Here is a 25,445-nt window from a genome sequence, read left to right as displayed (position 1 = left end):
ATTGCTACCAAATATTTTAGAATCATTTAAAAATTTAGAGCCAAAAGACCAAATTACATTTATAGGTCTAGTCTTAACTTCAGTAATCAGTTTACTCACATTAATAAACACTATAAGAATAAATTCGAAATCAGCTTATTTAAATTCTGTGACTAAAGAACGAATTGAGTCCATGACAGAGCTTAAGGAACAAGTTGCTAAATATCTATCGCTAATTAGAAGATATCAAATCTTAGAGTTAAATACAGAAGAAAAAGCTAGCTTTCTTCAAGAATTAGAATATAGGAAATTTAAAATAAATTTTCAGCTAAATGAAGAAAAAACTAATGAGTTAGAAATAAGTAGCACTTTGAATCATATTAATGCATTAATTGTTGTAACCGAAAGAGTAGAGGGTCCAGTATCTATAAGGGATTTGAAACAAAGTTTAGTTAAAGAAGCTTTCCCAATAATACATGCAGATTTTGAACAAGAAGAGTCAACTATAATTAATGCTTTAGAACAAAAAAACATTTTGAAAAGCTTTTTAGATAATCGACTTAGCAATTTAAAGGTATCTTTGAAAAAACATGTGAAAACGGAATGGGAAAAAATAAAAAAAGAAAGCAAGAAGTTCTAATCAATCTTATAAAAAACAAATAAAAGAAGCCGTTTTGAAAGAACTAATCAAAACGGCTTCTTTGTATTTAATTAGTAATGGTGATTCAAGAAATATTTTCAATCAAATTTTAATTTCTTTAATGCTTCTGCGAATGGGTTATTTAATGGTTCTTCGTCTTTTTTCTGTTGACGCATATATTTTTGAACATCGCGCTTATCAGCTTTGTTTCCAGATTCTTTTTTACGTCTCTCTTGGAATGTAGATAATTTCTCACGATAGCCACATTTACATGCGAAAATTTGGCCAGCGCCTTCACCACGTAATTCTAGTTTCTTCTTACATTGCGGGCAACGAGCATTTGTTGTACGAGACACATTTTTACGATGACCACATTCACGGTCTTGGCATACGAGCATTTTTCCTTTTTTGCCGTTTACTTCTAGCATTGGTTTACCGCAGTCTGGACAAGACTTCGTTGAAATGTTGTCATGTTTATATTTTTTATCACTCGATTTAATTTCAGCAACGATTTCTTTCGTATAGTTCTTCATTTCTGAAATGAATACTTCTTTTTTCAGTTTACCCTTTGCAATTGCCTCAAGTTTTTGTTCCCATTCACCAGTTAGTGTAGGCGATTTTAACTCTTCTGGTACTAAATCAAGTAACTGACGACCTTTTGATGTAATGTGAATATCTTTACCACGCTTTTCAATTAAGAAAGAATTAAAGAGTTTGTCGATAATATCTGCACGTGTCGCTACAGTACCTAATCCACCAGTCGATTTTAACGTATCAGCAAGTTGTTTATTTTGTGTATCCATATATTTTGTAGGATTCTCCATTGCTGAAAGTAAAGTCGCTTCGTTAAATCGTGCAGGTGGCTTTGTTTGACCTGATGTTTGCATAATTAGCTTTATAGTTAATGTATCGCCTTTTTCAATGCGAGGTAGAAGTTGCTCTTTTACGTCATCAATTACATCATCGTCTTCAAAGCGATTTTCGTATACTTCCTTCCAACCAGCATGTAAAATTGTTTTTCCGCGTGCAATGAACGTTTCATTACCAACTTTTGTACGTAACGTTAGTTGTTCGTATTCGAATGCTGGGAATAAAACAGCTAAGAAACGTTTTACAACTAAATCATAAATTTTACGTTCTTTATCTGTGAAAGCTGAGAAGTTAACGTACCCTTCTGTTGGAATAATTGCGTGATGATCACTTACTTTACTATCATCAACAAATGACTTATTAGACTTTATCGACTTATTTAAAACTTTATGTGCTAAAGAGCGATACTCTCCCACACCGCACGCTTTTAGACGTTCTGGAAGTGTTCCAACAATATCTGATGAAATGTAGCGTGAATCTGTACGAGGATACGTTAGCACTTTATGTTGCTCATACAATTTCTGCATAATGTTTAATGTTTCTTTAGCAGAGTATCCGAAAATTTTATTCGCATCACGTTGTAGTTCAGTTAAATCATAAAGACCAGGAGAGAATGATTTCTTTTGTTTTTTATCAATTTCCACAACAGTGGCATTTTGTTTATCTAGATTCTTTACGATACCATCAATTTTTTCTTTATTAAAACTACGACTATTTCCTTTTGTATCTTGCCAAGTTAGCTTTAATCTCTCAGCTGTTTGAGCTTCGATACCATAGTAAGTTTGAGCTTTGAAATTCTTTATTTCATCTTCACGACCAGCAATAATAGCTACAGTTGGTGTTTGGACACGCCCACAGTTTAATTGAGCATTGAATTTTGTTGTTAATGCACGAGTAGCGTTTAAGCCAATATACCAATCAGCTTCAGAACGAGCAACAGCTGAAGCATATAAATTGTCATATGCTTTACCTGGCTTTAAGTTTGCAAAACCATCTTTAATTGCTTTGTCTGTTACAGAGGAAATCCATAAACGCTTAATTGGTTTATTCACCTTTGCTTTTTCAATTATCCAACGTGCAACTAACTCTCCTTCTCTTCCAGCATCTGTGGCCACAACCACCTCATTAACATCATTTCGGGTAAGTTGATGTTTCACAGCATTAAACTGTTTTCCCGTTTGTTTTATAACAACTAATTTCATACGTTCTGGAAGCATTGGAAGATCTTCAAGGTTCCATGTTTTATATTTATTGTCATAAACCTCAGGGTCTGCCAGTGTCACTAAATGCCCAAGAGCCCAAGTTACTATATACTTGTCACCTTCTAAAAACCCATTTCCTTTTTTTGTACACTTTAATACTTTTGCTATATCACGTGCAACTGATGGTTTCTCAGCAATTACTACACTCTTTGCCATTTATTCAAACTCCTTTACTAACTATATACCGTTTAATATACCACAGTTTTCAAGAAGAACAGTAAGGAACACCTTCTATTTGGCAGTCATAATTGACATAGCTTGTTTAAGAATCTCTACTTCTTGTCTTAATTTCTTATTCTCCCTATAAACCTCATTAAACTGCTTTGGAGTAACTATCACTTGCTGTTTCGAATACAACTTAATCCATTTATAAATAGAAGTAGAAGATATTTTATATTCAATGCTTAAATCCGTAACAGATTTTCCTTCAATGTGTAACTTTACAATTTCTTTTTTAAAGTGTTCATCATATTTTTTGTTTGTCATTACTTAAAACCCTTTCTAGTAAAAAATTTTATTACCTAGATAGTTTATTATTGTATCACCACCTCCTTTTGATGACTATAGTCGGTCGATTGAAATGCCATTTTTCTTAGTTAATTAACTAAGAGGTGATGTCATGGAAATCCCAAAAGCTTTCGGTGAAGTGTTAAGAAAACATAGAAAAAAAGCTAATTTTTCGCAAGAACAATTAGCCCTTCAATGTAATCTAGATAGAACTTATATTGGGTTACTTGAACGTGCTCAAAGACAACCAAGCATATCTACCATATTTGTTATATGTAAGGTATTAAATATTGCTCCACATGAATTAATTAAAGAAATGGAAGAACTGATAGATTCTCAGTAATAAAATTCTCTAAGACGTTATCATAAACGCCGTTTTCGGTTCTTTCTGTAGAAAAGAGCATAGCTATTTAAGTTAAGATGAGATTATGAAGAATTGTACTTAAAGTAACGTGCAGGATTATTTTTAAGGAGTATTCTTGCTACTTACTAGGAGGAACGATATTGGATATTAATGTGAAAAACAAATAACATAAAACACCAAGTAAAACAATTAATACAAGATAATTTATATAGGGAATTTCACCAGAAACAAATATAAAAATCCAGGTGTATATATGACATATATACAATTTCAGTAATAACAAAATTGTTCCGAACAACTATATGTAGCATATACAATAAAACCTTAATTTGCTAATTATTATAAACTAGATACGAAAGCAATTTCGTATCTAGTTTATAACTTATAATTCTAACACTAACTGTTCTGACATCCGCTCTGCCTGTTCAATTACAATTTCAATCGCATCTTCTTGAAGATCAGGTGGATAACCATACTTCTTAAGCAGTCGTTTAACAGTTATACGCATTTTCGCACGAGCGGATTCACGTAAATTCCAGTCAATACTCATGTTTTCTTTGATTGACCTTGTTAATTCATGCGCAATAATTTTTAATGTATCATCACCTAAAACTTGTTCAGCGGTTTCATGCGAAGCAAGGGCATCATAGAAAGCAACTTCTTCCTTAGCCATACCAGTTTGTTCGCCACGCTTATATGCTGCATCCATTTCTTTTGCAAGTTCGATTAATTCTTCGATAACTTTAGATGTTTCAATGGTACGCTTATTATATTTATTTAGTGCGTTCTGTAGCATCTCTGAAAATTTACGTGATTGAATAAGATTACTACGTTGAACATTTTTTACTTTACCATTTAATAAGCGATTTAATAATTCTACTGCTAAATTCTTTTGAGGTAATGCCCGAACATCTTCTAAGAATTGATCAGACAAAATTGAAATATCAGGATTTTCTAAGCCGAGTTCCTTATAAATATCAACAACATCTTCAGAAATGACCGATTTCGAAATAAGTTGGTTGATTTGGGCATCCATCTGTGATCCAGTTTTCTTTTTACTTCCATCACCGATCGTTTTCACAATGCTCGCTTTAACTGCTTTAAAGAAACCAATCTCATCATTCAATTCTTCTGCTTCTGGCGTTGTCGCACATAGTGCATATGCCTTCGCAAGCTCTGTCACTGTATTTAAAAAGCGTTTCTTTTCATCTTCACCTAAACCAATAACATAATCCATTGTATTAACAATCGCTTTAATGCGAAATGATGATTTTTCAGATTTGTAACCTGAATAATCATGTCCATGTAGCATTTCCAATACAAGCTGATGCTTCTCTAGCATTACATCAGCCGCTAAAGTTGTATCAACCCCTGCTGTTTTGCGATCACTGTCTGTATATTGCTTTAAGGCCTCTTTTAAATTGTCAGCAATCCCAATATAGTCAACAACAAGACCACCTGGCTTATCTTTAAACACACGGTTAACGCGTGCAATAGCTTGCATCAGGTTATGCCCTTTCATTGGCTTATCAATATACATCGTATTCATTGCAGGTACATCAAAGCCAGTAAGCCACATATCACGGACAATGACAATTTTTAATGGATCATCATTATCTTTCATACGACGTGCTAAAAATTCACGACGCTTTTTATTGCCGATAAATGGTTGCCATTCGGCTGGGTCACTAGACGAGCCAGTCATCACAATCTTCATAACCCCTTTATCGTCATCATCTGAATGCCAGTCTGGACGCAGTTTCACAATCTCTTTATATAAATCTATGGCAATTCTGCGTGACATCACGACAATCATCGATTTGCCAAACATCGCTTGTTGACGCTCTTCATAATGATGTACGATATCTTGTGCCATCTTTTCAACACGTGATCCTGCACCTGCAATTGCTTCTAGACGTGACCACTTTGACTTTAATTTTTCTTTAACAGATGTTTCTTGGTCTTCGGTGATATCTTCATAATCATCATCAATTGATAACCCTTCTGGTAATTCCAGTGGTATAACACGTGATTCATAGAAAATTTTTACCGTTGCACCGTCTTCGATAGCTTGCGACATATCATAAACGTCAATATAATCACCAAATACGGCAGGTGTATTTTTGTCACTAGCTTCAACAGGTGTACCAGTGAACCCGATAAATGAAGCATTTGGTAAAGCATCGCGTACATACTTGGCAAAGCCATACTTCGTATTGTCTTTTGTCACAGTTGCACTAAAACCATATTGTGAACGGTGTGCTTCATCAGCCATTACAATAACGTTTGTACGATCCGTTAAGCATGGCATTTCTCCTGTCTCTTCATCTGGTGCAAATTTTTGAAGCGTGGTAAAAACAATTCCTCCCGATTCCACGCTTAATAACTCTCGTAAACTATCACGTGATTCAGCTTGGCTCGGTGTTTGACGTAAAATATCCTTCGACATAGAGAATGTTTTATAGAGTTGATCATCTAAGTCATTTCGATCAGTTAATACAACAAGTGTTGGGTTGTTCATCGATTTAATGAGCTTCCCAGCATAGAATACCATTGACAAGCTTTTACCAGATCCTTGCGTATGCCACACGACACCAATTTTATGGTCGCCATCTTGTGCTGTCGCAATTTTTGCTTTTTCAACGGCCTTATTTACAGCATGATATTGATGATATGCTGCTAAAATTTTGAATGTATTGACACCATCAGTTTGAAATAAAATAAAGTTTTGCACAACATCTAGCAAACGACTAGACTCAAGCATCCCTTTAATCATCACTTCAAGTTGTGGTTCAGCAGGGCTAGCCAATGCTTCACCATCTACCGTACGCCATTTCATAAAACGTTCTTCATTGGCTGTTAATGAACCAACGCGTGCATTAATACCATCACTCGCAATTAAAAAAGCATTATAACGAAATAATGTTGGTATTGCTTGCTTATACGTTTGTAACTGATTATAGGCGTCTGTAATATCAATATCTTCATTCGTTGCATTTTTTAGTTCAATGACAACGAGTGGAATCCCATTGACGAACACGATAATATCTGGACGTTTATTGGATTGTCCTTCAATGACTGTAAACTGGTTCACAGCCATAAAATTATTGTTTTTAGGATTTTCAAAGTCGAACACATACACAGATACAGTGGGATTGTAACCATCTGTACCTTGTGTTTGTATTTCAATGCCGTCTGTTACAAACTTATGAAATTGCTTGTTATTAAGAATAACGTTCGGCGAAGCATTGGCAATAATTTTTTGCACGGCTTCTTCAATGACCTTTCGATCTAAGGATGGATTAATATTTTGTAACGAATCACGTAATCGGTCAACTAACACAATATCATGGAAGCTCTCACGTTCAGCGTAATCACCATCTGGTGCAATATCTGGACCTTCTACAATTTCATAATCCATTTCTTCTAACCATTCAAGTGCTGCTATTTCTAACTCTGATTCGTTATACTTAAACAACTAATCCACCACCACTTCGTCTGGTATTTTGATTTCCCCTGATAATAATTTAGGGAGAAGGGTATCGCGAAGATGTTCTAAATAAAGATTTTCATGTGTTATATCTTGAATTTTCGTCAGCATAGGTAAAACTATTTCTTCAAATTTCGATAACGCAATTTTATCAGGTATAACAATTTTATAACTTGATATTTGTTTCCATCCCGATCTAGGCATACGAGTCCCTGTAGCTGTATTGGTAGCATATTCTATAAATCTATCTTGAATTAAATTCAAAAGAAGATATGATTTTTCAAATGACTGCTTGGAATTGAAAATTAAAATATCTGTAGAACAAACACCATTTATAGATGCAATACCTACTTTTTTGAAATACGGACGTAGCTTTCCAAAAAGAATATCATCTTTTTTAAACAAGCCTTTGTTCCCAGAAACTTTTTCACTGCTTTCCCAATTCGCCAATGCAATACTTCCCTGGGGCATATGTTCTAAACCAATATAGTTGAATTTTTCGTTCATTTTATCTAAATTAACTTTGTCTTTAACTTGTTCGCATATTTCTCCAATACATCCAGCTTTCCACCCCTTAGGTATCTCTCCTAACTCACTTTCTACCATTTCGCCACCACTTGATTTATAGGATTGTCCTTGTTCATTTGGAAATTCAAAATCGATAAACCAATGTTTAAAAAGGGTTTGGGCGAGTCGCTCTAAGTTATCAATGATTTCTTTATTTACAATAATTTTATTATCGATATCAAATAATAATTTTGTTATTCTTTGTTGTTCCTGCAAATTAGGAACAAATAGTTTCATTTTTTTCAACAATGGTATACGTATATTGCTGACAACTGAACCTGTTCCTTCATTCATCATAATTTGATGTTGTAATTCTCTGGTCTGTAATGAATAGTATAAAAATTCTGGTGTAATAACATCTTTATATGCTTTTAATTGCAGCATTCTTTGCCCTAAAAAATATTGATATTTTTCATTGTCACGTAATAAAGCTACTTCCCCCATAGGAGCTTCCCTTGTTAAAATAACATCTCCGGATTCTAAATATCCTCTAACACTCCATTTATCATAAGTATCTTTTGTTACTGAATTTGTATCATTAACATCTCTTAATTGACCATTACGAATATTTGTAGTTCTTAACATCCTATACTCTGTAGGAATATCTACAGTTGGTGCTGTTTTGTGCTGACAATCTGTAACAGAACATACATCATTAATAGTTAAGAGCGCCCAACTAGATTTCATATCCAATTCCCCCTAACACTCGGCGGATTTGTTCTTCTAGCTCTTTTGATTTAGCGAATTGCTCTGATAATTCACCTGTTAAGCGTGCCATTTTTTCTTCAAATGGTTCACCCTCATCTTCTTGCTCTGCTAAACCTACATAGCGTCCTGGCGTTAAAATATAGTCATTGTCACGTACTTCTTCGAGTATCGCTTCTTTACAGAAACCTAGTTCGTCCGAATACTCTTGTTCATTCGTACTGCGCCACGCATGGAATGTATCCGCTACTTTTTTAATATCTTCTTCACTAAATTCTTTATGTGTACGGTCTGCCATAAAACCAAGATTACGTGCATCAATAAATAAAATCTTATTATTACGTTCACGTTTTCCCGTTTTCATTTTATTTTTTGATACGAACCATAAGCATACGGGAATCTGTGTCGAATAGAATAATTGACCAGGTAAAGTGACAATACATTCGACTAGATCATTTTCGATAAGACTTTTACGAATTTCTCCTTCGCCACTAGTATTTGAAGACATCGAACCATTTGCTAAAACGAAGCCTGCTGTTCCTGCTGGAGCAAGTTTTGAAATCATATGCTGCACCCATGCATAATTAGCATTTCCTTTTGGTGGAATACCGTATTGCCAACGGACATCATCTGTTAACTTTTCGCCGCCCCAATCACTAATATTGAATGGTGGGTTGGCTAATATATAATCAGCTTTTAATCCTTTATGTAAATCATTATGGAATGTATCCGCATTGTGAGTTCCCAAGTTCCCATCTATACCACGAATTGCTAAGTTCATTTTACAAAGTTTCCATGTTGTTGGATTCGATTCTTGACCATAGATTGATAAATTATCAATACGTCCTTGATGTTCTTTGACGAATTTCGATGATTGAACAAACATACCACCTGAACCACAAGCAGGGTCATATACACGACCTTTAAATGGTTCTAACATCTCAACAAGTAATTGAACAACAGTTGAAGGTGTATAGAATTCACCACCATTTTTTCCTTCTGCACTTGCAAATTTACTTAAGAAATATTCATATACACGACCTAAAATATCTTTTGAGCGACTTTCTTCATCACCGACTTTGAATGAAAACAAGTCGATTGTTTCACCTAAACGTATTTTATCTAACTCTGGACGTGCAAATGATTTTGGTAGTACCCCAACAAGTGAAGAGTTTTCTTTTTCAATTGCAACCATCGCCGCATCGATTAATTGCCCAATTTCAGATTTTTTAGCATTGTCTTTGATAAATGACCAACGTGCTTCTTTTGGTACAAAGAAAATATTCTCTGCTACATATTCATCTCGATCCTCTTCATCTGCCCATTCATCCGCTTTTAATTCCTCGTATTTTTCTTCAAAAGCATCCGATACATATTTTAAAAATAACAATCCTAATACAACATTTTTATATTCACCTGAATCCATCGATCCACGTAATTTATCTGCCATCTGCCATAGCTTTTCTTCAAAACCTAAGTTTGCTGTCGCCATTTTGCTACCTCCTCGATACTCTATGGAACATCACATAGTACATGATCAATTTCTTTGTTTCATATATTTTCATTTATAAGTTTTTCACATCAATATATCTATTATAACAGTTCTAATTCTTGTGATACTTCTCCATGTAGATTTAAAATAAAGTTTGAGTAAAAGCATCTTTTAAAAACGTTTTTTATAGGTAATTAAAAAGATTCATTTTGAATAAACTTTAATCAAAATGAATCTTTTTCTTTTTAAATGAACTTTCATTTTTATAAAAAAGGTTGTTCAAAACTTCCTTAGAATTCTTTACTTGAAGTGATAAAGAATCATATCTTTTTTATAAACATCACGACTTTATTTCAAATATAAACTACATAGTAAGAATTAAACCTAAATTAATAAATAAGAGTAATTCTATAAATTTTTTTGAATTTACTCTAGCTATCTTCCCAATCTAAATTAAATAACTCATTAAGCTGTTCTATTTTTTTATTATTTACATCAACAGTATTTAAATTTGCTGATTTATTTTGAAAAACCTTATTAGGACTGTTTAATTCTAAGACTTGTGAAATCTGATTTGGTAAAGTAATAACTTCTGCCTTCACATTAGCCTGTTTTAGCTTTTCTGAATGTCCGTATAAATGAGGGAAATAACTTTCAGCAACAATTTGATTATAAAGTGTCTCATAGTGAGTCCTCTGGACAGTTACTTTAGATAGTTGTTCTTTTAATTGCTCTGTTTCTAACTTCATTTTTTGCGTAGCTTCTTCAAGTGTTGCTAATTTTTTAGCGTCTGTGTAAAGATCACTAATAATGTTTAATAACTTTGCAATCTCATTTTTTAATTCTGTTGTGTTAGCACCATATTTTAAAAACAATTCTTCAACACTAGGAATCGTTATAATCCCACTTTCATCAAGTTTAGGAATGTGAATAGGTGAATTTAAATGATTTATAAATTCTTTCATTCGCCTACTCCATGTATTCCTCCCTATTCCAGTTTCATTTTCTAATAATAGCGATGTTAATTTACGATTAGGTTGTTTGTATTTAACTTCTAAAGCAATTTGCTTTAAATCCTCATCAGACCATTTTTGAGGTTTACCTCTTTTAGTATTTACCATTCATATCACCTGCAATATTAGCATCTACTTTAGATTTCAATTCCATATAATATTGTAACCTTTTCGCCGCTGATTTTCTTTCAACAGTATTTAAGTCATGACCATGTCTTTGTGGCAATGAAAATAAACTTTCTAAAAGTGAAATAGCCTCTTCAATTCGCTGTTTTAAATCTTCAGAATGACTAGATAGCCACTTAATAGCATCGTCTTTTTCATTTATACTAGGTGAGAAAATATATTTTGGACAAAACTCGCAAAACTCAATACAAGTATTTGGGAAATTCTCTTTAAGCTCTGAACATAAACCGTATTGAACTCTACCTACGTGTATTTCGGTTATCTTCTCCCTCTCAATGTTAGATTTATGAACAATATATTTTTTCCATCCTATGATAGAATTGTCCATTCTATAGCCAATCTCTGTTTCAAGCTTTAGTTGGGCCAGCCTATATACATACGATTGCGCGAAATGTTTGGCATGACTAAAATAACCTTGCGTAACTTTAAGTTCCGTATGACCAGCTAGTGTAGCGATATTATGCATACTAAAACCTTGTAAACACATATTGATGATAGCAAAATGACGAGTATCACCAGCTTTCACGCGTTCTAAATTGTATCGTCCATATTTCTCTTCTACGATTAATTTATAGAATCGATCTTTTAAATCAATAAAATTTCGTAAATTCATTATCGGATTCTGCTTTTTTCTTTTAACTTTATAATTTAAGCTGAACATTTCTGATGGAAAAAAATATTCGGAGTAAGGAAAATACATATTTACCTTGTCCCTGACTTCTACTAAAAATTGATATGTTTTCTGGTCAATTACAACTGAATCATACTTTATAGAAAAGCCAATGGTAGCAGACTTATTTTTTATTCGCGGAACCGAAATTGTATAGGGTTCATTTTTACTGTCATCATAAGATAGGCAATCTTTTTTGAGTTTTAGAAGTTCACTTGGGCGTATAGGCAATGTATTAGTAAGTAGCCACCAAACTAAAATTGGCGTATAACTTATAGTTTCTTCTACAGTATGATTTTTAAAATAATGGTTAATGATATCATCTAATTCAAGTACATCTTGAAAATCAGGTAAATCTCTGGATCTTTGAGGGTATTTAGGCATATTTGAGCAAATATTAAGGATTTCTTGATAATTATCAATCCTATAGAAATCGATAAAATTAGACGTAGCATTAACCATATGATAACCACAGTATTTATATTTCTCAATATTCTCAGCTAGTACACTTTTTAATTGAGTTAAATTTTCAAAACCTTGCGAACTAAGTATAATCTTTCGTAATGAAGTTAACTCATCATAAATAGTTTTAGGCCTTTTACCTGATATAAGCCTGAGCAACATATAAAACTTTAAATGTTCATTAATTTTTGGATAACTAATTAAATCAAACCTTATTTGTAAATTTAATTGTGATAAAGGATCATAAACAAACCATTGATTTTCTTCAAAAGAGTTACTTTTTATAATCTCACTTTCGACTAAACCATCAAAAATCTGTTTATAGTCTTTTAATAACAAATCATCTTTAGAAATTTGTTGAATAGATTCTATCTTATAAAAACTCGATTCATTTAAAAGCTTTCTAATTTCCATATTCAACTCCTGGCAAGTAGATTTTGTGAGCATATCGCTTCAATAAACCATTGATTTGATTAACATCTACATAAGCTTTTACATAACTTTTACCGAAAGTGTTATTAGCTTCACTCAGTATCAATAAACATTGCAGTAGAAAGCGACTTTGCCTTTTTAAAAGATTTTCATTATCACTTCCCTGTATTGAAGTTAGGAGTCTTAGAATCTCCTGATTTAATTGAATTAGAATCAAATTTTGTGGAAGGACATATTCACAATACATGCAATTCATTAAAGCTGGATAAGCACAATTTGGAAATACTAAACATTGTGCATGTTCAATTTTAGATGGCATAGAATAAATTGATAATTCCAAAAACAACTCATGTAATTGCTGTTTATTTAAACGCATAACTTGATGTATAACTTTTAATCGCTTTTCATAGATTACATTCATTACTTCCACAACCGAATCATTATCAGTCTCCTCTATAAAGGCAGGGGTTAAATAATCAGAAACATAAGCAGCTATTGACTCAATTTCTTTAAGAGAGAAATGTTCTTTTACTTCTTCCACAATAGTTGTTCTATCTTCTAGGCTTAAGGTTTTATAGTTATCGGTATACGTAAATCTTAATAATTGCTCATATAACCACCCAAAATTTCCTCTTCGAAAAATATTGATAGAAGCCCTTCCAATGGAGCCATCTTTATTCATTAGCTGTATATAAGTTTTTGTGGTATCTTCGTTTTTATGTGACCTTGCATTTTGGGCTAAAGTTAGTGCTAGTTCAGAATCAAAGGCATCTCCTTCAGTTACTGATCCATATAAGTATGTTGCCAAAGAACGGTTCATTATTAAGCTACTAAATCTAAACCCTTCAAACTCTTTATAACCTTCAAAGAAATTTGAATGTGTTCCTCTTCTACCTTGGGTTTTAGTTTTACGATACTTGCCTTCAATAAAAGTTTCCAGCTGTAATGTATTAGTTTCTCTTAATCGCTCCGATAAAACTAATGCATAAGCTAGTGGTTTCTCCAAGTTTGAAGGTACTAAGAAAGTAAGTATCTCATTAGTTTTAGATGCCCGCTTATTTCTAAAAGCAAGGTACAAAGTTTTAATTATCATTTGAATTTGATGTTCATTTAATGTGAAATTTTCAGTGTAAAAATCTGATTCTTGAATGCCAAGTTCTTTTAAATTCAAGTTGGGTGTATTAAGAATTAAATCACTTCCTCGTATAAAGTCACAGCATAATAAAGTAACATACACCCACATATTTGCATACGGTCTGCTATTAAGACTTTTTTCGATATGAAGTTCTATATTTTGTACATGCTTATATATTTGATTAAAGGTTGAAGCCGAATAAATTTCTTGTTCTTTATGTTCATGCTTTTGAACAGCTAACAATTTATTCTTTTGAGGTATATTTTTTTGATCAAATGCATATGAGAGAAACCGAGTAAATAACAGTTTTTCTTTTGAAGTAAACAAACCTTCTTTTAAGGATAATTGATTTAATTCCTCTATATCGCTTTTGAAAATTTCTCTAGATAAGTTTCTTTGGAGTTTGTTATGAAAGTTAATAAATTGATTAATAGTATTTTGCTTATGAACTGTAGAGCCTGTACTTTTATTAAAGTAAACTCGTGAATACGCTAAAAATATGTTTCGAGTATCGATAAACAGATTACTTTGTTTTGTTTCATTAAATATTTTATTTATCGCATATTCACAGTCAATTTCTACAATGTTATCACGGTCATTGAGAAACTGTTTATATTTTATTAACTCTTCTTTTGATATAAAAACTCGACCATTTATTTTTTTTACATTTATTTTATGATTCAATCTTTTCGAATAAATATTATTGTGAATAGCAGCAATACTCCTATTGAGAATTTCTGAGGCTTCTTTAACTGAGTAATAATCTTTATTCAAATGAACCACGGCCATTCAACTTCCTTTCAATCAGTTTAGGAATGTAGTTCTCATGCATATTATCTAATTTCCCTTCAATTTTTTGATGCATTCTTGGTGTTGAAACCATATAAGAGAGCGCAGATTCTAAACTAGAATCACCTCGTAAATGTGCAATTTCATAAGGATTTTGTGCCTCATTTGCAATGAGATTTGTAAATGTTCCCCGTCCTATATGCGTAGACCATTTAATACTTTTTAAATGTTGAGCTACTAAGCGATGTTCAATATTGTTTGAAGTTTCTAGAGTGGATATTAATTTAATTTTACATTTTTCGAAGTACTGTCTATAGCTTCTACCAGACATCGGTTGTTCATTAGTATTTAAAAACAAAGCATTGGTTTGTTTAGAGGAGTATAACTTTAAATGTTGTCGAATCAAGGTAGTTCCCCAACCATTCACATCTAATGCTACCTGAGATCGTGTCTTTTTTACTGAGGCATGCTCTTTTAGATCTGTTCTAAAATTTTGATTTTCTATTTTTAATATCAACTCTTTATTTGCTATAGATTTTGAAATTTGTGTACGCTTTAAATTAACTACTTCTGAAACTCGTAGTCCTCCAAATATTTGTAGATATATTCCTAAAGCGATTCTGGGCGTATGTGTAGAGGCAATCTCTAAAAATAATGGTATGTATTCGAATGGTAAAATGTGTTCAATCTCTTTGACTTTCTTTTGTGGATAAACCACTGTAAAAGGAGATTTATAATATAACGTATTGTGTTCATTTTTTTCTTGTTTAAAATCGGTCAAACTAACTTTTGAGAATAGTAACTTTTTTATTCCCCAAATATAGAAGTACACTAGGGTTCTTTCAGCGTCTTTAACAGTATCTTGAGAAACCCCATTGGTACCCAACCAATTTAAGTATGCTGAGCCATGTGAAATAGTCAATTCTGTTAAATTTTTGATTTTCAAACTTGGATAATATTTTATTAAGTAGTTTAAAAACTTCACTATATTTGTAGCATGTTTTTTCTGCGTATTAAATGACTTATACCCCCATTTTTCAATAATAAAATTACTAAGGTGATGAATTAAATATGTGTTCTTTTCGATGTTTTTAAGAGCAATTAATGAAATATGTTTTTTCTCTTTAACTGTTTGATTTTCTTCAATTACATAATCAATCCAAACTGGTTGTGTTATAAATTTTAAATTTTCATTCACACTTTTTACTGAGATTAATTCCCCCACTAGCTCTCCCCCTGTTTTAATTATGTGCAATGAATTTTATAGTTTATCATCCCCTATATCCTTCTAAAATTAATAACTAAGCATCTTTGATGTTCTTTAATATTGAGTATTATTATTATTGTACATCATTATGGAGATAAGCAGGGAGAGAGGGAGAATTAGTCGCTCGTTGGATTATTGATAAAGTTAAAATTAATAAACCTATCAAACGTCTATGGATTTCATCCGTTACCGATAAAGCGATCAAAGACGGCTTCGCAAACTTGAAGCCTGGTAAAGCATATGACAATTTATATGCTTCAGCTGTCGCACGTTCGGAAGCTGACTGGTATATCGGTCTTAACGCAACACGTGCATTAACCACTCGATTCAATGCACAACTAAACTGCGGTCGTGTACAAACACCTACTGTAGGGATGATTGCAGGTCGTGAGGACGAAATTAAAAACTTCAAAGCACAAACATACTACGGTATCGAAGCCCAAACAACAGACAAGTTAAAACTGACTTGGCAAGATGCTAAAGGAAATGGTCGTAGTTTTGATAAAGAAAAAACCGATGCGATTGTGGAAAAACTAGGAAAACAAAATGCTATTGTCGTGGAAATTGAGAAAAAGCCTAAGAAGTCGTTTGCTCCTGGTCTTTATGACTTAACAGAGCTACAACGTGATGCGAATAAAATCTTTGGTTACTCTGCAAAAGAAACGTTAAATATTATGCAAAAACTGTATGAGCAGCACAAAGTATTAACATACCCTCGTACAGATTCGCGCTATATCTCATCCGACATCGTAGGAACACTTCCAGAACGTCTGAAAGCGTGTGGAGTAGGAGAATATCGTTCTTTAGCTAATAAGGTTTTAAATAAACCTATAAAAGCTTCTAAAGCGTTTGTTGATGATAGTAAAGTAAGTGATCACCATGCAATCATTCCAACAGAAAGTTATGTAAACTTCTCAGCTTTCACAGATAGAGAACGCAAAATTTACGATTTAGTTGTAAAACGCTTCTTAGCAGTTTTATTCCCAGCCTTCGAATACGAGCAACTAACGTTACGTTCAAAAATTGGTGATGAAAAATTTGTCGCACGTGGCAAAACAATTCTTAATTCTGGCTGGAAAGAAGTATACGAAAATCGCTTTGAAGATGACGATGCAGTAGACGATTTAAAAGAACAAATCTTACCTCGCATCGAAAAAGGCGATACATTAAACGTGAAACTAATTGTACAAACATCAGGTCAAACAAAGCCACCTGCACGCTTTAATGAAGCAACATTACTTTCAGCAATGGAAAACCCTACAAAGTACATGGGTACGCAAAACAAACAACTCGCAGACACATTAAAATCAACTGGTGGACTAGGTACTGTCGCTACACGTGCTGACATTATTGACAAGCTATTCAATTCGTTCTTAATCGAAAAGCGCGGTAAAGACATTCACATTACATCAAAAGGCCGTCAGTTACTTGATTTAGTACCAGAAGAATTAAAATCCCCTACACTAACTGCTGAGTGGGAGCAAAAGCTTGATGCAATTGCGAATGGCAAATTAAAAAAAGAAGTATTCATTTCAGAAATGAAAAACTATACAAAAGAAATTGTTGCCGAAATTAAATCGAGCGATAAAAAATATAAACACGACAACATTTCAACAAAAACTTGTCCAGACTGTGGTAAACCGATGCTAGAAGTAAACGGCAAAAAAGGCAAAATGCTTGTATGCCAGGATCGTGAATGTGGCCATCGTAAAAATGTATCCCGTACTACAAACGCACGCTGCCCTCAGTGTAAGAAAAAACTAGAACTTCGTGGTGAAGGAGACGGCCAAATCTTCGCATGTAAATGCGGCTATCGCGAGAAACTTTCTGCATTCCAAGAACGCCGTAAGAAAGAATCCGGTGGTAAAGTAGATAAGCGCTATGTACAAAATTATATGAAACAACAACAGAAACAAGAAGAACCTCTAAATAATGCGTTAGCAGAAGCATTAAAGGGATTGAAGTTTGATTAAACCCATATTTAAGGGGCTACTCATAAAGATTAAATATCTTTATGAATAGCCCCTTTTGTAGCTTTTAAATAAAGTTGGATCAAAATGGATTCTTCACACAGGATATTACTGCCCGCAAATAGCGGGATAAACAAAAGGTTTCTACCAAACTTGGTAGAAACCTTTTTCATTAATGAATGATTTTACTTCCTTTTGCATTCTCAACAAATTTTTCACTCGACTTGTTAATCGGCTTTTTCAGTACCAATGCAATAATGAGCATAATTACGATAAAGACGCTCAACACGAGTAGATCTCGTAATACAATATCCCAAAGCATACCGCCAACTGTTTCACGAGTGATACTAATCGCATACGTAAACGGTAAGAACGGATAAATCGTTTGGAAGAACGCCGGTGTCATTTGAACCGGGAATGTTCCGCCTGATCCAGCTACTTGCAGTACAAGTAAAACAATTGCCATCGATTTTCCGACGTTTCCAAAAACGGAAACGAGCGAATATACGATACAAACAAAGACTGCACTAATAAATAAACTGAATAGCACAAACCAGAATTTATCAACTACGTACGTACCAAGTAAGAATATATCCCCCATCGATACAATAAACGCCTGTGCAAGACCAATCGTTAAGAAGGTTAAGAAACGTCCGAAGTAAATCTCATGGCTCTTATAATTTGCGCCTTCCTCATGTACTTCTACTGTTAATAACGAAACCATTAACAATGCCCCTACCCATAGTGCTAACACTGTGTAAAACGGTGACATTGCTGAACCATAGTTCGGCATCGCAAATAATTTATTTTCTTTTAAATTCACTGGATTTGCAAAGTAATCACTTTGCTTTTCAACATCATTTTTTAATAAGCGTATGATGTCTTTCAAATCCTCATGTGATTCAAATTCACGAATTTTATCTGCTAGTTCTTTAATCTTTTTCTCAGTAGCTGGCATCTCTGCTTTTACATCTTCAACTTTCTTTGTACCTTCTACTAATCCTTTTGATGAATCTTCTAACAACTTTTTCACATCTGGAAGACTTTTATTTGCTTCACCTAAAATCTTTGATGTGTCTTTTGACATTTGTTTTGTTTTTGCAATTGCCTCGTTGAAGCTTGGAACGATCTCAGAATCGTATCTTGCTAAAATGTCGCCTAATTGTGCCGAAGTGTCCTTTGATACCGCGTTGATGCTTTCAATAACATCCTTTGCTGGCTTTTGGCCTTGATTAATTGCATTAATTGCCACATTCGTTGCATTAATTCCTTTTTCAAGACCTGCTTTTGTTTTATTTAATTTATCAATTGGACCATTTAAATTTTTACTACTGTTTACATCAGCAGCAATCTTATTCGCATCATTTAATACAGGAATTATGTCATCAATCATTTGATTCATCGTTGTAAATCTTGCATTTAAAGTAGTTAATGCTTCTTTAGATGAGTCTAATCCATTTATTCCTTTATTCTTTAAATCATCTACTGCGCCAACTATTGTCTGATAATCAGCTACAAACGTATTATTATAATCACTTTCAGCTTTGTTAACTGAATCATTTGCATTTTTAATACCTTTGTTCAAGTCATCAATAACCGTTTGTTTAATTTCTTGTCCGTTATTAATCACATCTATTCCCGTAAGGCTGGTTTGTACTTTGCTTAAATTAACAATTCTGTTCTCTAGGAAGTCTTTACCCGCCTGAGTAGAGGCTCCTGCTTGAAGCTTTTGAAGAAACTCAATAACTGAAGAAATACCCTCAATACGTCCTTGAATACGATTCGAGTAATCCTGGAGAGCCGCTTTTTTCTCTTCAGGATTGATGAGCTGATTATTTTGCATGCGATTCACACCACTTTGCAAATCATCTAATACATTTCTTGTTGTTCCCAATGCTCCTGTCACAGTTTGATTTACATTCTCTGCTATATTTTTATATCCTTCTTTATTCAGTTTATTAAAGTCAATCTGAGAAGATGGATTTAACAGAAAGTCTGTAATTTGCGAAGCACCATCAGCACCTCGTTTTAACATTAATAAATCCTGTTTCACAGTCGCTGGTGCTTTCTCTAAAGTTTCATTGTTTCTTGCAAAAAATGCATCTAAATCCTTCGTCATTTGCTGTCCATCTTTAATCACATTTTCCACCGTTGGTAATGTATCTTGCGCAGTTTTCACAAGTCCTTGTGCTTTACCAGCATCTGTTAAGGCCGTGTCAACAAGCTTATACATTTCTGGGAATTGTGCTTCTAATTTGAAAACAAGCTCTTTTACTTTCTCAATGCTTGGTAAGTTTGCTTCTAAATCGATTCCAAGATCGTTGAAGATTTTAAAAATCTCGCCGTTTGCTGTTTTGACGAAGTTTTTACTTACCTCTTCGGTTATACCTGATGCACCCTTTGCTGTAATTTTCGGTGCAATGGCGTTCACTTTTTCATTCACAAAATACTCAAGTTCTGGTTTTTGCGGATTATCACTAATTACCGTTGCAATTTTTTCTGAGAAGTCTTTCGGAATCGTAATACTTGCATAATACTCTCCGTGTTTCACTCCATCAATTGCCTGCTCCTCATCAACAAACTTCCAACCAAGATTCTTGTTATCTTTTAATGAATCTACAATCTCATTCCCGATATTAATATCTTTCCCTCGTAAGTTTGATCCTACATCTTCATTTGAAACTGCGATTGGAACATCCTTTGTGTTTCCATATGGATCCCAGGAAGCTTCAATATTAAACCACGCATAGAGTGATGGTAAAATCGTAAGCCCTAACACAATAACAATTGCAGCCCAATGCTTTGCTACATTCCGTAAGTCTGTCGTATAAATACGCCATATTTGTTTCATATAAGCTATCACCTAATTATATATTTTTCTTTCTTGTGAAAATGATACACGCATTTCGCCATTATATCATTTCCTTTATCGGAGATTAAACGAAAATGCACTATATTCCCATCAAACTTCCTTATACATTCCATTATATAATAAATAAATGAAAGTATTAATACAAAATGACCAATTTGGTTTTACATTCAGTAATAACTAATATATAGGAAATGTCATAAAAAAGACAACTATTTTGTCTTGGAAATACTTGTCTTCATTAAAAAATCCCCATAGCCCTTGAGTAGCTATGAGGATTTTCTTCTATTTATATACTTATTTTTACTTCAACTCCAAAGTGATCCGAAATCACGCTTCGATTCATATCATTAAAAATAACTTCCGAAGAAATAACTTCTATAGGTTGGTTACTTAAAATAAGATCAATCCGTAAGTTTTGCTTATTTTCATCCCAACCAGCAATCTTCCCTTGTACGGTTGTTCCTTCATCTTTTTGCTTGGCTAATTCATATGTGTCATAGAGCCCCTGTTGCATGAGATAATCATACCCTTCTCCTTGCAAACGAGCGTTGTTATTAAAATCACCCATTAAGAAAGAAAGTTCTTTCTCATTCACTTGCTTTATCAAACGATCCACTTGTCCTTGAAATGATTCTTCTTCATCATTCCACCAGCCAAGGTGACAAGAATAGAATGTTATGTTCTTACCTTTATAAGAGATTGTTGCACTGACAATTTTACGTGTTTTCCAATAAGTCATATCCATATTTTCTGATATAAAGAAGGAATCTTGTTTCACAATTGGATGTTTCGTTATAACCGCTAATCCTTCTTCATATACGTCATAGCCAATATGCGAAAAATCCCAAATAATATCATAACCTTCTGCACCTAGCTGCTCAAGCTCCGCAAGCAACACAAGTCCGAAATTATTCTTTTTCATGTTACCGCATACATTTTCGGCTGTAATAGACTGACTTACTTCTTGCAACGCAATCACATCATAATCTTGTTCTTGAATCGTTTTAGCAAGATGTTTTATTTTTTCCATTTGATTCTCTTCTTGCCAAGAATGACAATTTAACGTTAATACTTTCATTGGTTACACACCTAGAATATCTTGAATGTCTGACTTTAACACATCAGCTTTTGGACCGTAAACAGCTTGTACACCTTTGTCTTTTACAATTAAACCAAGCGCGCCATTTTTCTTCCATTGTGCTTCTGGCGCAACGCCATCTAAGTCTTTTACAGTTACACGTAAACGAGTCATACAAGCATCTACGTCCGCAATGTTATCTTTCCCGCCTAACATTTCAATAACTGCTGTTGCTAATGAATCTGCTTTTCCAGTTGTTGTACTACCTTCAGACTCATCTTCATTCTCGATATAGTTACCAGCACGTCCTGGTGTTGGCAAATTCATCTTCTTAATTAAGAAATTGAATAATGTAAAGTTTAAGCCAAAGAATGCAGCTGATACAACAACGAAGTTAATTAAATCTCTCGTTAATCCTGCTTTTACCATCATTGGTGTACGAGTTAATAACTCAATAAAACCAAATGCATGAACACGTAGGTTAATTAAATCTGCTAATGCAAATGCTAAACCTGTTGTAATCGCATACACAACATACAATACCGGTGCAATAAACATGAACATAAACTCAATTGGCTCTGTAACACCTGTTAAGAATACTGCTAATGCTGCCGATAAGAACATTGGTTTATATTTGCTGCGTTTCTCTTTATCTACGTTACGGTACATTGCAAATGCAATCCCGATTAATCCTGCTGTAGAACCAATTACTTGTCCTGCTTTAAAACGAGCTGGAACAACATCATTTAACAGTTGCTTATATCCATTCATATCCCCATTTGCAACTAAATTGTTTAAATCAGTAATCCATGCAAGCCATAATGGATCTTGCCCTGCGACGATTTGACCAGCCTTTGCACCTGTTAACATCGTGTACGTGCCACCAAGTTCCGTGTAGTTCATCGGAATCGTTAACATATGATGTAATCCAAATGGTAATAATAAACGCTCTAGCGTTCCGTATACAAACGGTGCAACAACTGGTGCGCTATCTTTTGAAGCAGCAATCCAGCGACCAAATTCATTTAATCCACTTTGAATGAATGGCCATACGAACGATAAAACAATTGCCATAACTGTAGAACCGACAATTACTACAAATGGTACGAAGCGTTTTCCGTTAAAGAATGCTAATGCTTGTGGTAATTTATTATAGTTGTAATATTTATTGTATAATGTAGCTCCTAAGAAACCTGAAATAATTCCTACGAATACTCCCATGTTTAATGCCGGTGCACCAAGCACAGAAGTGAAATAATCTTTTACAAGTAAATTCCCTGCTACTAAAGAAGAAACTTTCGCTTTTGAATCCACTAACATTTCAGCGTTTACGCCAAATATAGCTCCTGTAATTCTGTTTGTTAAGACGAATGCTAATAGCGCTGCGAATGCACCGCCCGCACGATCTTTCGCCCAAGATCCCCCAATTGCTACTGCAAATAAAATATGAAGATTTGTAATAATAGCCCAACCGATATCTTCCATAACTCTAGCAATTGTATGGATAAAAGCCATATCACCAGCAGACATACCAATGAGTTTACCAATGGAAATCATTAAACCCGCAGCTGGCATAACAGCTACAACTACTAATAACGCTTTCCCGAACTTCTGCCAAAAATCAAATGAAGTAATTTTCATCTGTCTCTTCCTCCCTTTAACTCTATCTTCCCTAATTATATAAATGATAATTTCTCTTTTACTCTGAAACCGATCTCTTTTTACGCAACCGTTTTCATAAATCTATTTTAATAAAAGCGTTTTCACATTGCAATACAAATTTATTATTTTTATAAAAAAAGATGCTACGAGAGCATCCTTTTTTTATTAAGAAATACGATAAACCCTTGTTTCATAAGGTTTTAACGCGATTGAAGTAATATTATCATGTTCTGCTACTTCATAGTTATTTAAAAGCAAACGTTTGCGTTCTATAGTGAAAGTATCCTCATTAAACACAGCTTCTTCTTTCGATATATTACTGATTACAACAACTTTTTCATCATTTAACGTACGCGTATACGCATAAATTTGCGGATCATCCTCTAAAATTAAGTCATACATACCATAAGTGAATATGTCATGCTCTTTTTTCAATGCGATCATCTTTTTATAGAAATTTAAAATAGAATCTTGCTCTGTTTGCTGCTTTTGAACATTAATGTCTTCATAATTTGGATTCATTCCAAACCATGGAGTACCTGTTGTAAAACCAGCATTCATTTCACCATTCCACTGCATCGGTGTACGTGAATTATCACGACAAGATGCCCAAATAATTTCCATCATTTCTTGATGTGGTACACCTTCTTCGATCTTTTGACGATACAAGTTCTTAATCGCAACATCATCATAATCTTCAATATTTGGGAACTGAACGTTTGTCATTCCAATTTCTTGACCTTGATAAATAAATGGCGTCCCGTGCATAAAGAAGTACATTGCCCCTAAAGCCGTTGCACTTTCACGCCAATACTTTTTATCATCACCCCATGTAGAGACAATACGTGGCTTATCGTGATTTTCAATATACAGCGCGTTCCATCCTTTATTTTCTAATCCTTTTTGCCACTTTGTTAATACCTTTTTCAGTTCCACAACATCAAGTTCTTTTTTCTTTTCTGCATCCCATAAACTTAAATGCTCAAACTGGAATACCATATTGAATTTACCATTCTCTTCTCCAACCCAAAGATCAGCATCTTCAACCTTCACACCATTTGCTTCACCAACAGTCATAATATCGTACTTTGAAAATGTATTCTCTTTCAACTCCTCTAAGAGAGGTTGAATTCCGTTTACATTCATATGCTTATCAAAAGAAGGTACATATTTTAGCCCTTCTGGATTTGGCATATCAGGCAACCCTTCTTCTTTTTTTATATGACTAATTGCATCCACACGGAATCCATCAATTCCTTTATCTAACCACCAGTTCACAGTGCCATATAAAGCCTCACGAACCTCTTTATTTTCCCAGTTTAAATCCGGCTGTTTACGTGAGAATAAATGTAAGAAATATTGCTCTGTCGCCTCATCGTATTCCCAAGCAGAACCACTAAAAATACTTTCCCAGTTATTCGGTTCTTTTCCTTCTTTACCATCATGCCAAATATACCAATCACGCTTTGGATTGTCTTTGGAAGAACGTGATTCAATAAACCAAGGATGTTCATCACTTGTATGGTTAATAACTAGATCAATAATTAACTTCATGCCACGTTTATGCACTTCATCCAATAACTTATCAAAATCCGCCATCGTACCAAATTCGTCCATAATATCTTGATAATCACTAATATCATAGCCATTATCATCATTAGGCGATTTATACATTGGGCAAATCCAAATTACATCTATTCCTAAATCCTTTAAATAATCTAGCTTTGCAATAATGCCTTGTAAATCTCCAACACCATCGCCATTAGAATCCATAAAGCTCCGCGGATAAATTTGATAAGCTACTGCTTCTTTCCACCATGTTTTATTCATAATAGTTCTCTCCTTTTGCATTCTTTAAAATTTATGCAAACGTTTTCGTAACACTATCATAACAAAATATGAGGAGTTTGCAACGAGAATTTTGTTACTCCTATTAAATATCTACTTTCAGCTAAGAAATAATACTCCTATTTTATTAATAACGTGTAAGTTTGGTTAATCTTACATAAAGTGGAACTTTAATCAGTGGTCCC

General features: G+C 33.7%; 15 protein-coding genes and 1 pseudogene. 3 read left to right on the top strand and 13 right to left on the bottom strand.

Going from position 1 to position 25,445, the window contains the following annotated elements; genetic code table 11:
* Window position 1 precedes the first annotated feature (1 nt).
* Window positions 2-619 (top strand): hypothetical protein, encoded by a 618-nt coding sequence (locus QRE67_RS02405; protein WP_286123375.1) that lies wholly within the window; start codon window positions 2-4, stop codon window positions 617-619.
* Window positions 620-717: 98 nt separating this feature from the next.
* Here QRE67_RS02405 and topB read toward each other — a convergent pair whose 3' ends face one another.
* A complete protein-coding gene (topB, locus tag QRE67_RS02400; RefSeq protein ID WP_286123374.1) occupies window positions 718-2,907 on the bottom strand; it encodes a DNA topoisomerase III in 2,190 nt (729 codons plus the stop codon).
* A 75-nt stretch (window positions 2,908-2,982) separates the two neighbouring features.
* Window positions 2,983-3,237 (bottom strand): transposase, encoded by a 255-nt coding sequence (locus QRE67_RS02395; protein ID WP_242302731.1) that lies wholly within the window; start codon window positions 3,235-3,237, stop codon window positions 2,983-2,985.
* Window positions 3,238-3,370: 133 nt separating this feature from the next.
* Between QRE67_RS02395 and QRE67_RS02390 the strand changes: the two genes are divergently transcribed.
* Window positions 3,371-3,601, top strand: a complete 231-nt coding sequence (locus tag QRE67_RS02390; protein ID WP_286123373.1) for a helix-turn-helix domain-containing protein — start codon at window positions 3,371-3,373, stop codon at window positions 3,599-3,601.
* A 403-nt stretch (window positions 3,602-4,004) separates the two neighbouring features.
* Here QRE67_RS02390 and QRE67_RS02385 read toward each other — a convergent pair whose 3' ends face one another.
* The 7 genes from QRE67_RS02385 to QRE67_RS02355 all read right to left on the bottom strand — a co-directional run bounded on the left by QRE67_RS02385 (window position 4,005) and on the right by QRE67_RS02355 (window position 15,788).
* Entirely contained in the window at window positions 4,005-7,100 is a 3,096-nt protein-coding gene (locus QRE67_RS02385) for a type I restriction endonuclease subunit R (RefSeq protein WP_286123372.1), read from the bottom strand.
* The gene (locus QRE67_RS02380) at window positions 7,101-8,366 is read right to left on the bottom strand and encodes a restriction endonuclease subunit S (RefSeq protein ID WP_286123371.1); all 1,266 of its coding nucleotides are present in this window, start codon (window positions 8,364-8,366) and stop codon (window positions 7,101-7,103) included.
* Window positions 8,356-9,876, bottom strand: a complete 1,521-nt coding sequence (locus tag QRE67_RS02375) for a class I SAM-dependent DNA methyltransferase (protein WP_286123370.1) — start codon at window positions 9,874-9,876, stop codon at window positions 8,356-8,358. Before QRE67_RS02375 ends, QRE67_RS02380 begins: the two co-directional genes overlap by 11 nt.
* Window positions 9,877-10,307: 431 nt before the next feature.
* A complete protein-coding gene (locus QRE67_RS02370) occupies window positions 10,308-10,997 on the bottom strand; it encodes a hypothetical protein (RefSeq protein ID WP_286123369.1) in 690 nt (229 codons plus the stop codon).
* Window positions 10,984-12,621, bottom strand: coding sequence for a site-specific integrase (locus QRE67_RS02365; protein ID WP_286123368.1), 1,638 nt, complete (start codon window positions 12,619-12,621; stop codon window positions 10,984-10,986). The genes QRE67_RS02370 and QRE67_RS02365 overlap by 14 nt, the downstream gene beginning before the upstream one ends.
* Window positions 12,611-14,563, bottom strand: coding sequence for a helix-turn-helix domain-containing protein (locus tag QRE67_RS02360; RefSeq protein ID WP_286123367.1), 1,953 nt, complete (start codon window positions 14,561-14,563; stop codon window positions 12,611-12,613). The genes QRE67_RS02365 and QRE67_RS02360 overlap by 11 nt, the downstream gene beginning before the upstream one ends.
* A complete protein-coding gene (locus QRE67_RS02355) occupies window positions 14,541-15,788 on the bottom strand; it encodes a tyrosine-type recombinase/integrase (RefSeq protein WP_286123366.1) in 1,248 nt (415 codons plus the stop codon). Before QRE67_RS02355 ends, QRE67_RS02360 begins: the two co-directional genes overlap by 23 nt.
* Before the next feature lie 140 nt (window positions 15,789-15,928).
* On the opposite strand from QRE67_RS02355, the pseudogene QRE67_RS02350 reads away from it, so the two are divergent.
* Window positions 15,929-17,803 (top strand): annotated as a pseudogene (locus tag QRE67_RS02350) (DNA topoisomerase III); the annotation flags it as partial.
* Window positions 17,804-17,972: 169 nt separating this feature from the next.
* Here the strand turns inward: QRE67_RS02350 and QRE67_RS02345 are convergent.
* The 4 genes from QRE67_RS02345 to QRE67_RS02330 all read right to left on the bottom strand — a co-directional run bounded on the left by QRE67_RS02345 (window position 17,973) and on the right by QRE67_RS02330 (window position 25,242).
* A complete protein-coding gene (locus QRE67_RS02345; protein WP_286123365.1) occupies window positions 17,973-20,651 on the bottom strand; it encodes a YhgE/Pip domain-containing protein in 2,679 nt (892 codons plus the stop codon).
* A 307-nt stretch (window positions 20,652-20,958) separates the two neighbouring features.
* Window positions 20,959-21,750 (bottom strand): endonuclease/exonuclease/phosphatase family protein, encoded by a 792-nt coding sequence (locus QRE67_RS02340; protein WP_286123364.1) that lies wholly within the window; start codon window positions 21,748-21,750, stop codon window positions 20,959-20,961.
* A gap of 3 nt (window positions 21,751-21,753) precedes the next feature.
* The gene (locus tag QRE67_RS02335) at window positions 21,754-23,391 is read right to left on the bottom strand and encodes a PTS transporter subunit IIBC (RefSeq protein ID WP_286123363.1); all 1,638 of its coding nucleotides are present in this window, start codon (window positions 23,389-23,391) and stop codon (window positions 21,754-21,756) included.
* Between the two features lie 186 nt (window positions 23,392-23,577).
* Complete coding sequence (locus QRE67_RS02330) at window positions 23,578-25,242, bottom strand: glycoside hydrolase family 13 protein (protein ID WP_286123362.1); 1,665 nt, start codon at window positions 25,240-25,242, stop codon at window positions 23,578-23,580.
* Between the last annotated feature and the right edge of the window lie 203 nt (window positions 25,243-25,445).

Source organism: Bacillus sp. DX3.1 (genome assembly GCF_030292155.1).
In the GTDB taxonomy this organism is placed as follows: domain Bacteria; phylum Bacillota; class Bacilli; order Bacillales; family Bacillaceae_G; genus Bacillus_A.
This window is presented reverse-complemented; position numbering and strand designations above follow the sequence as displayed.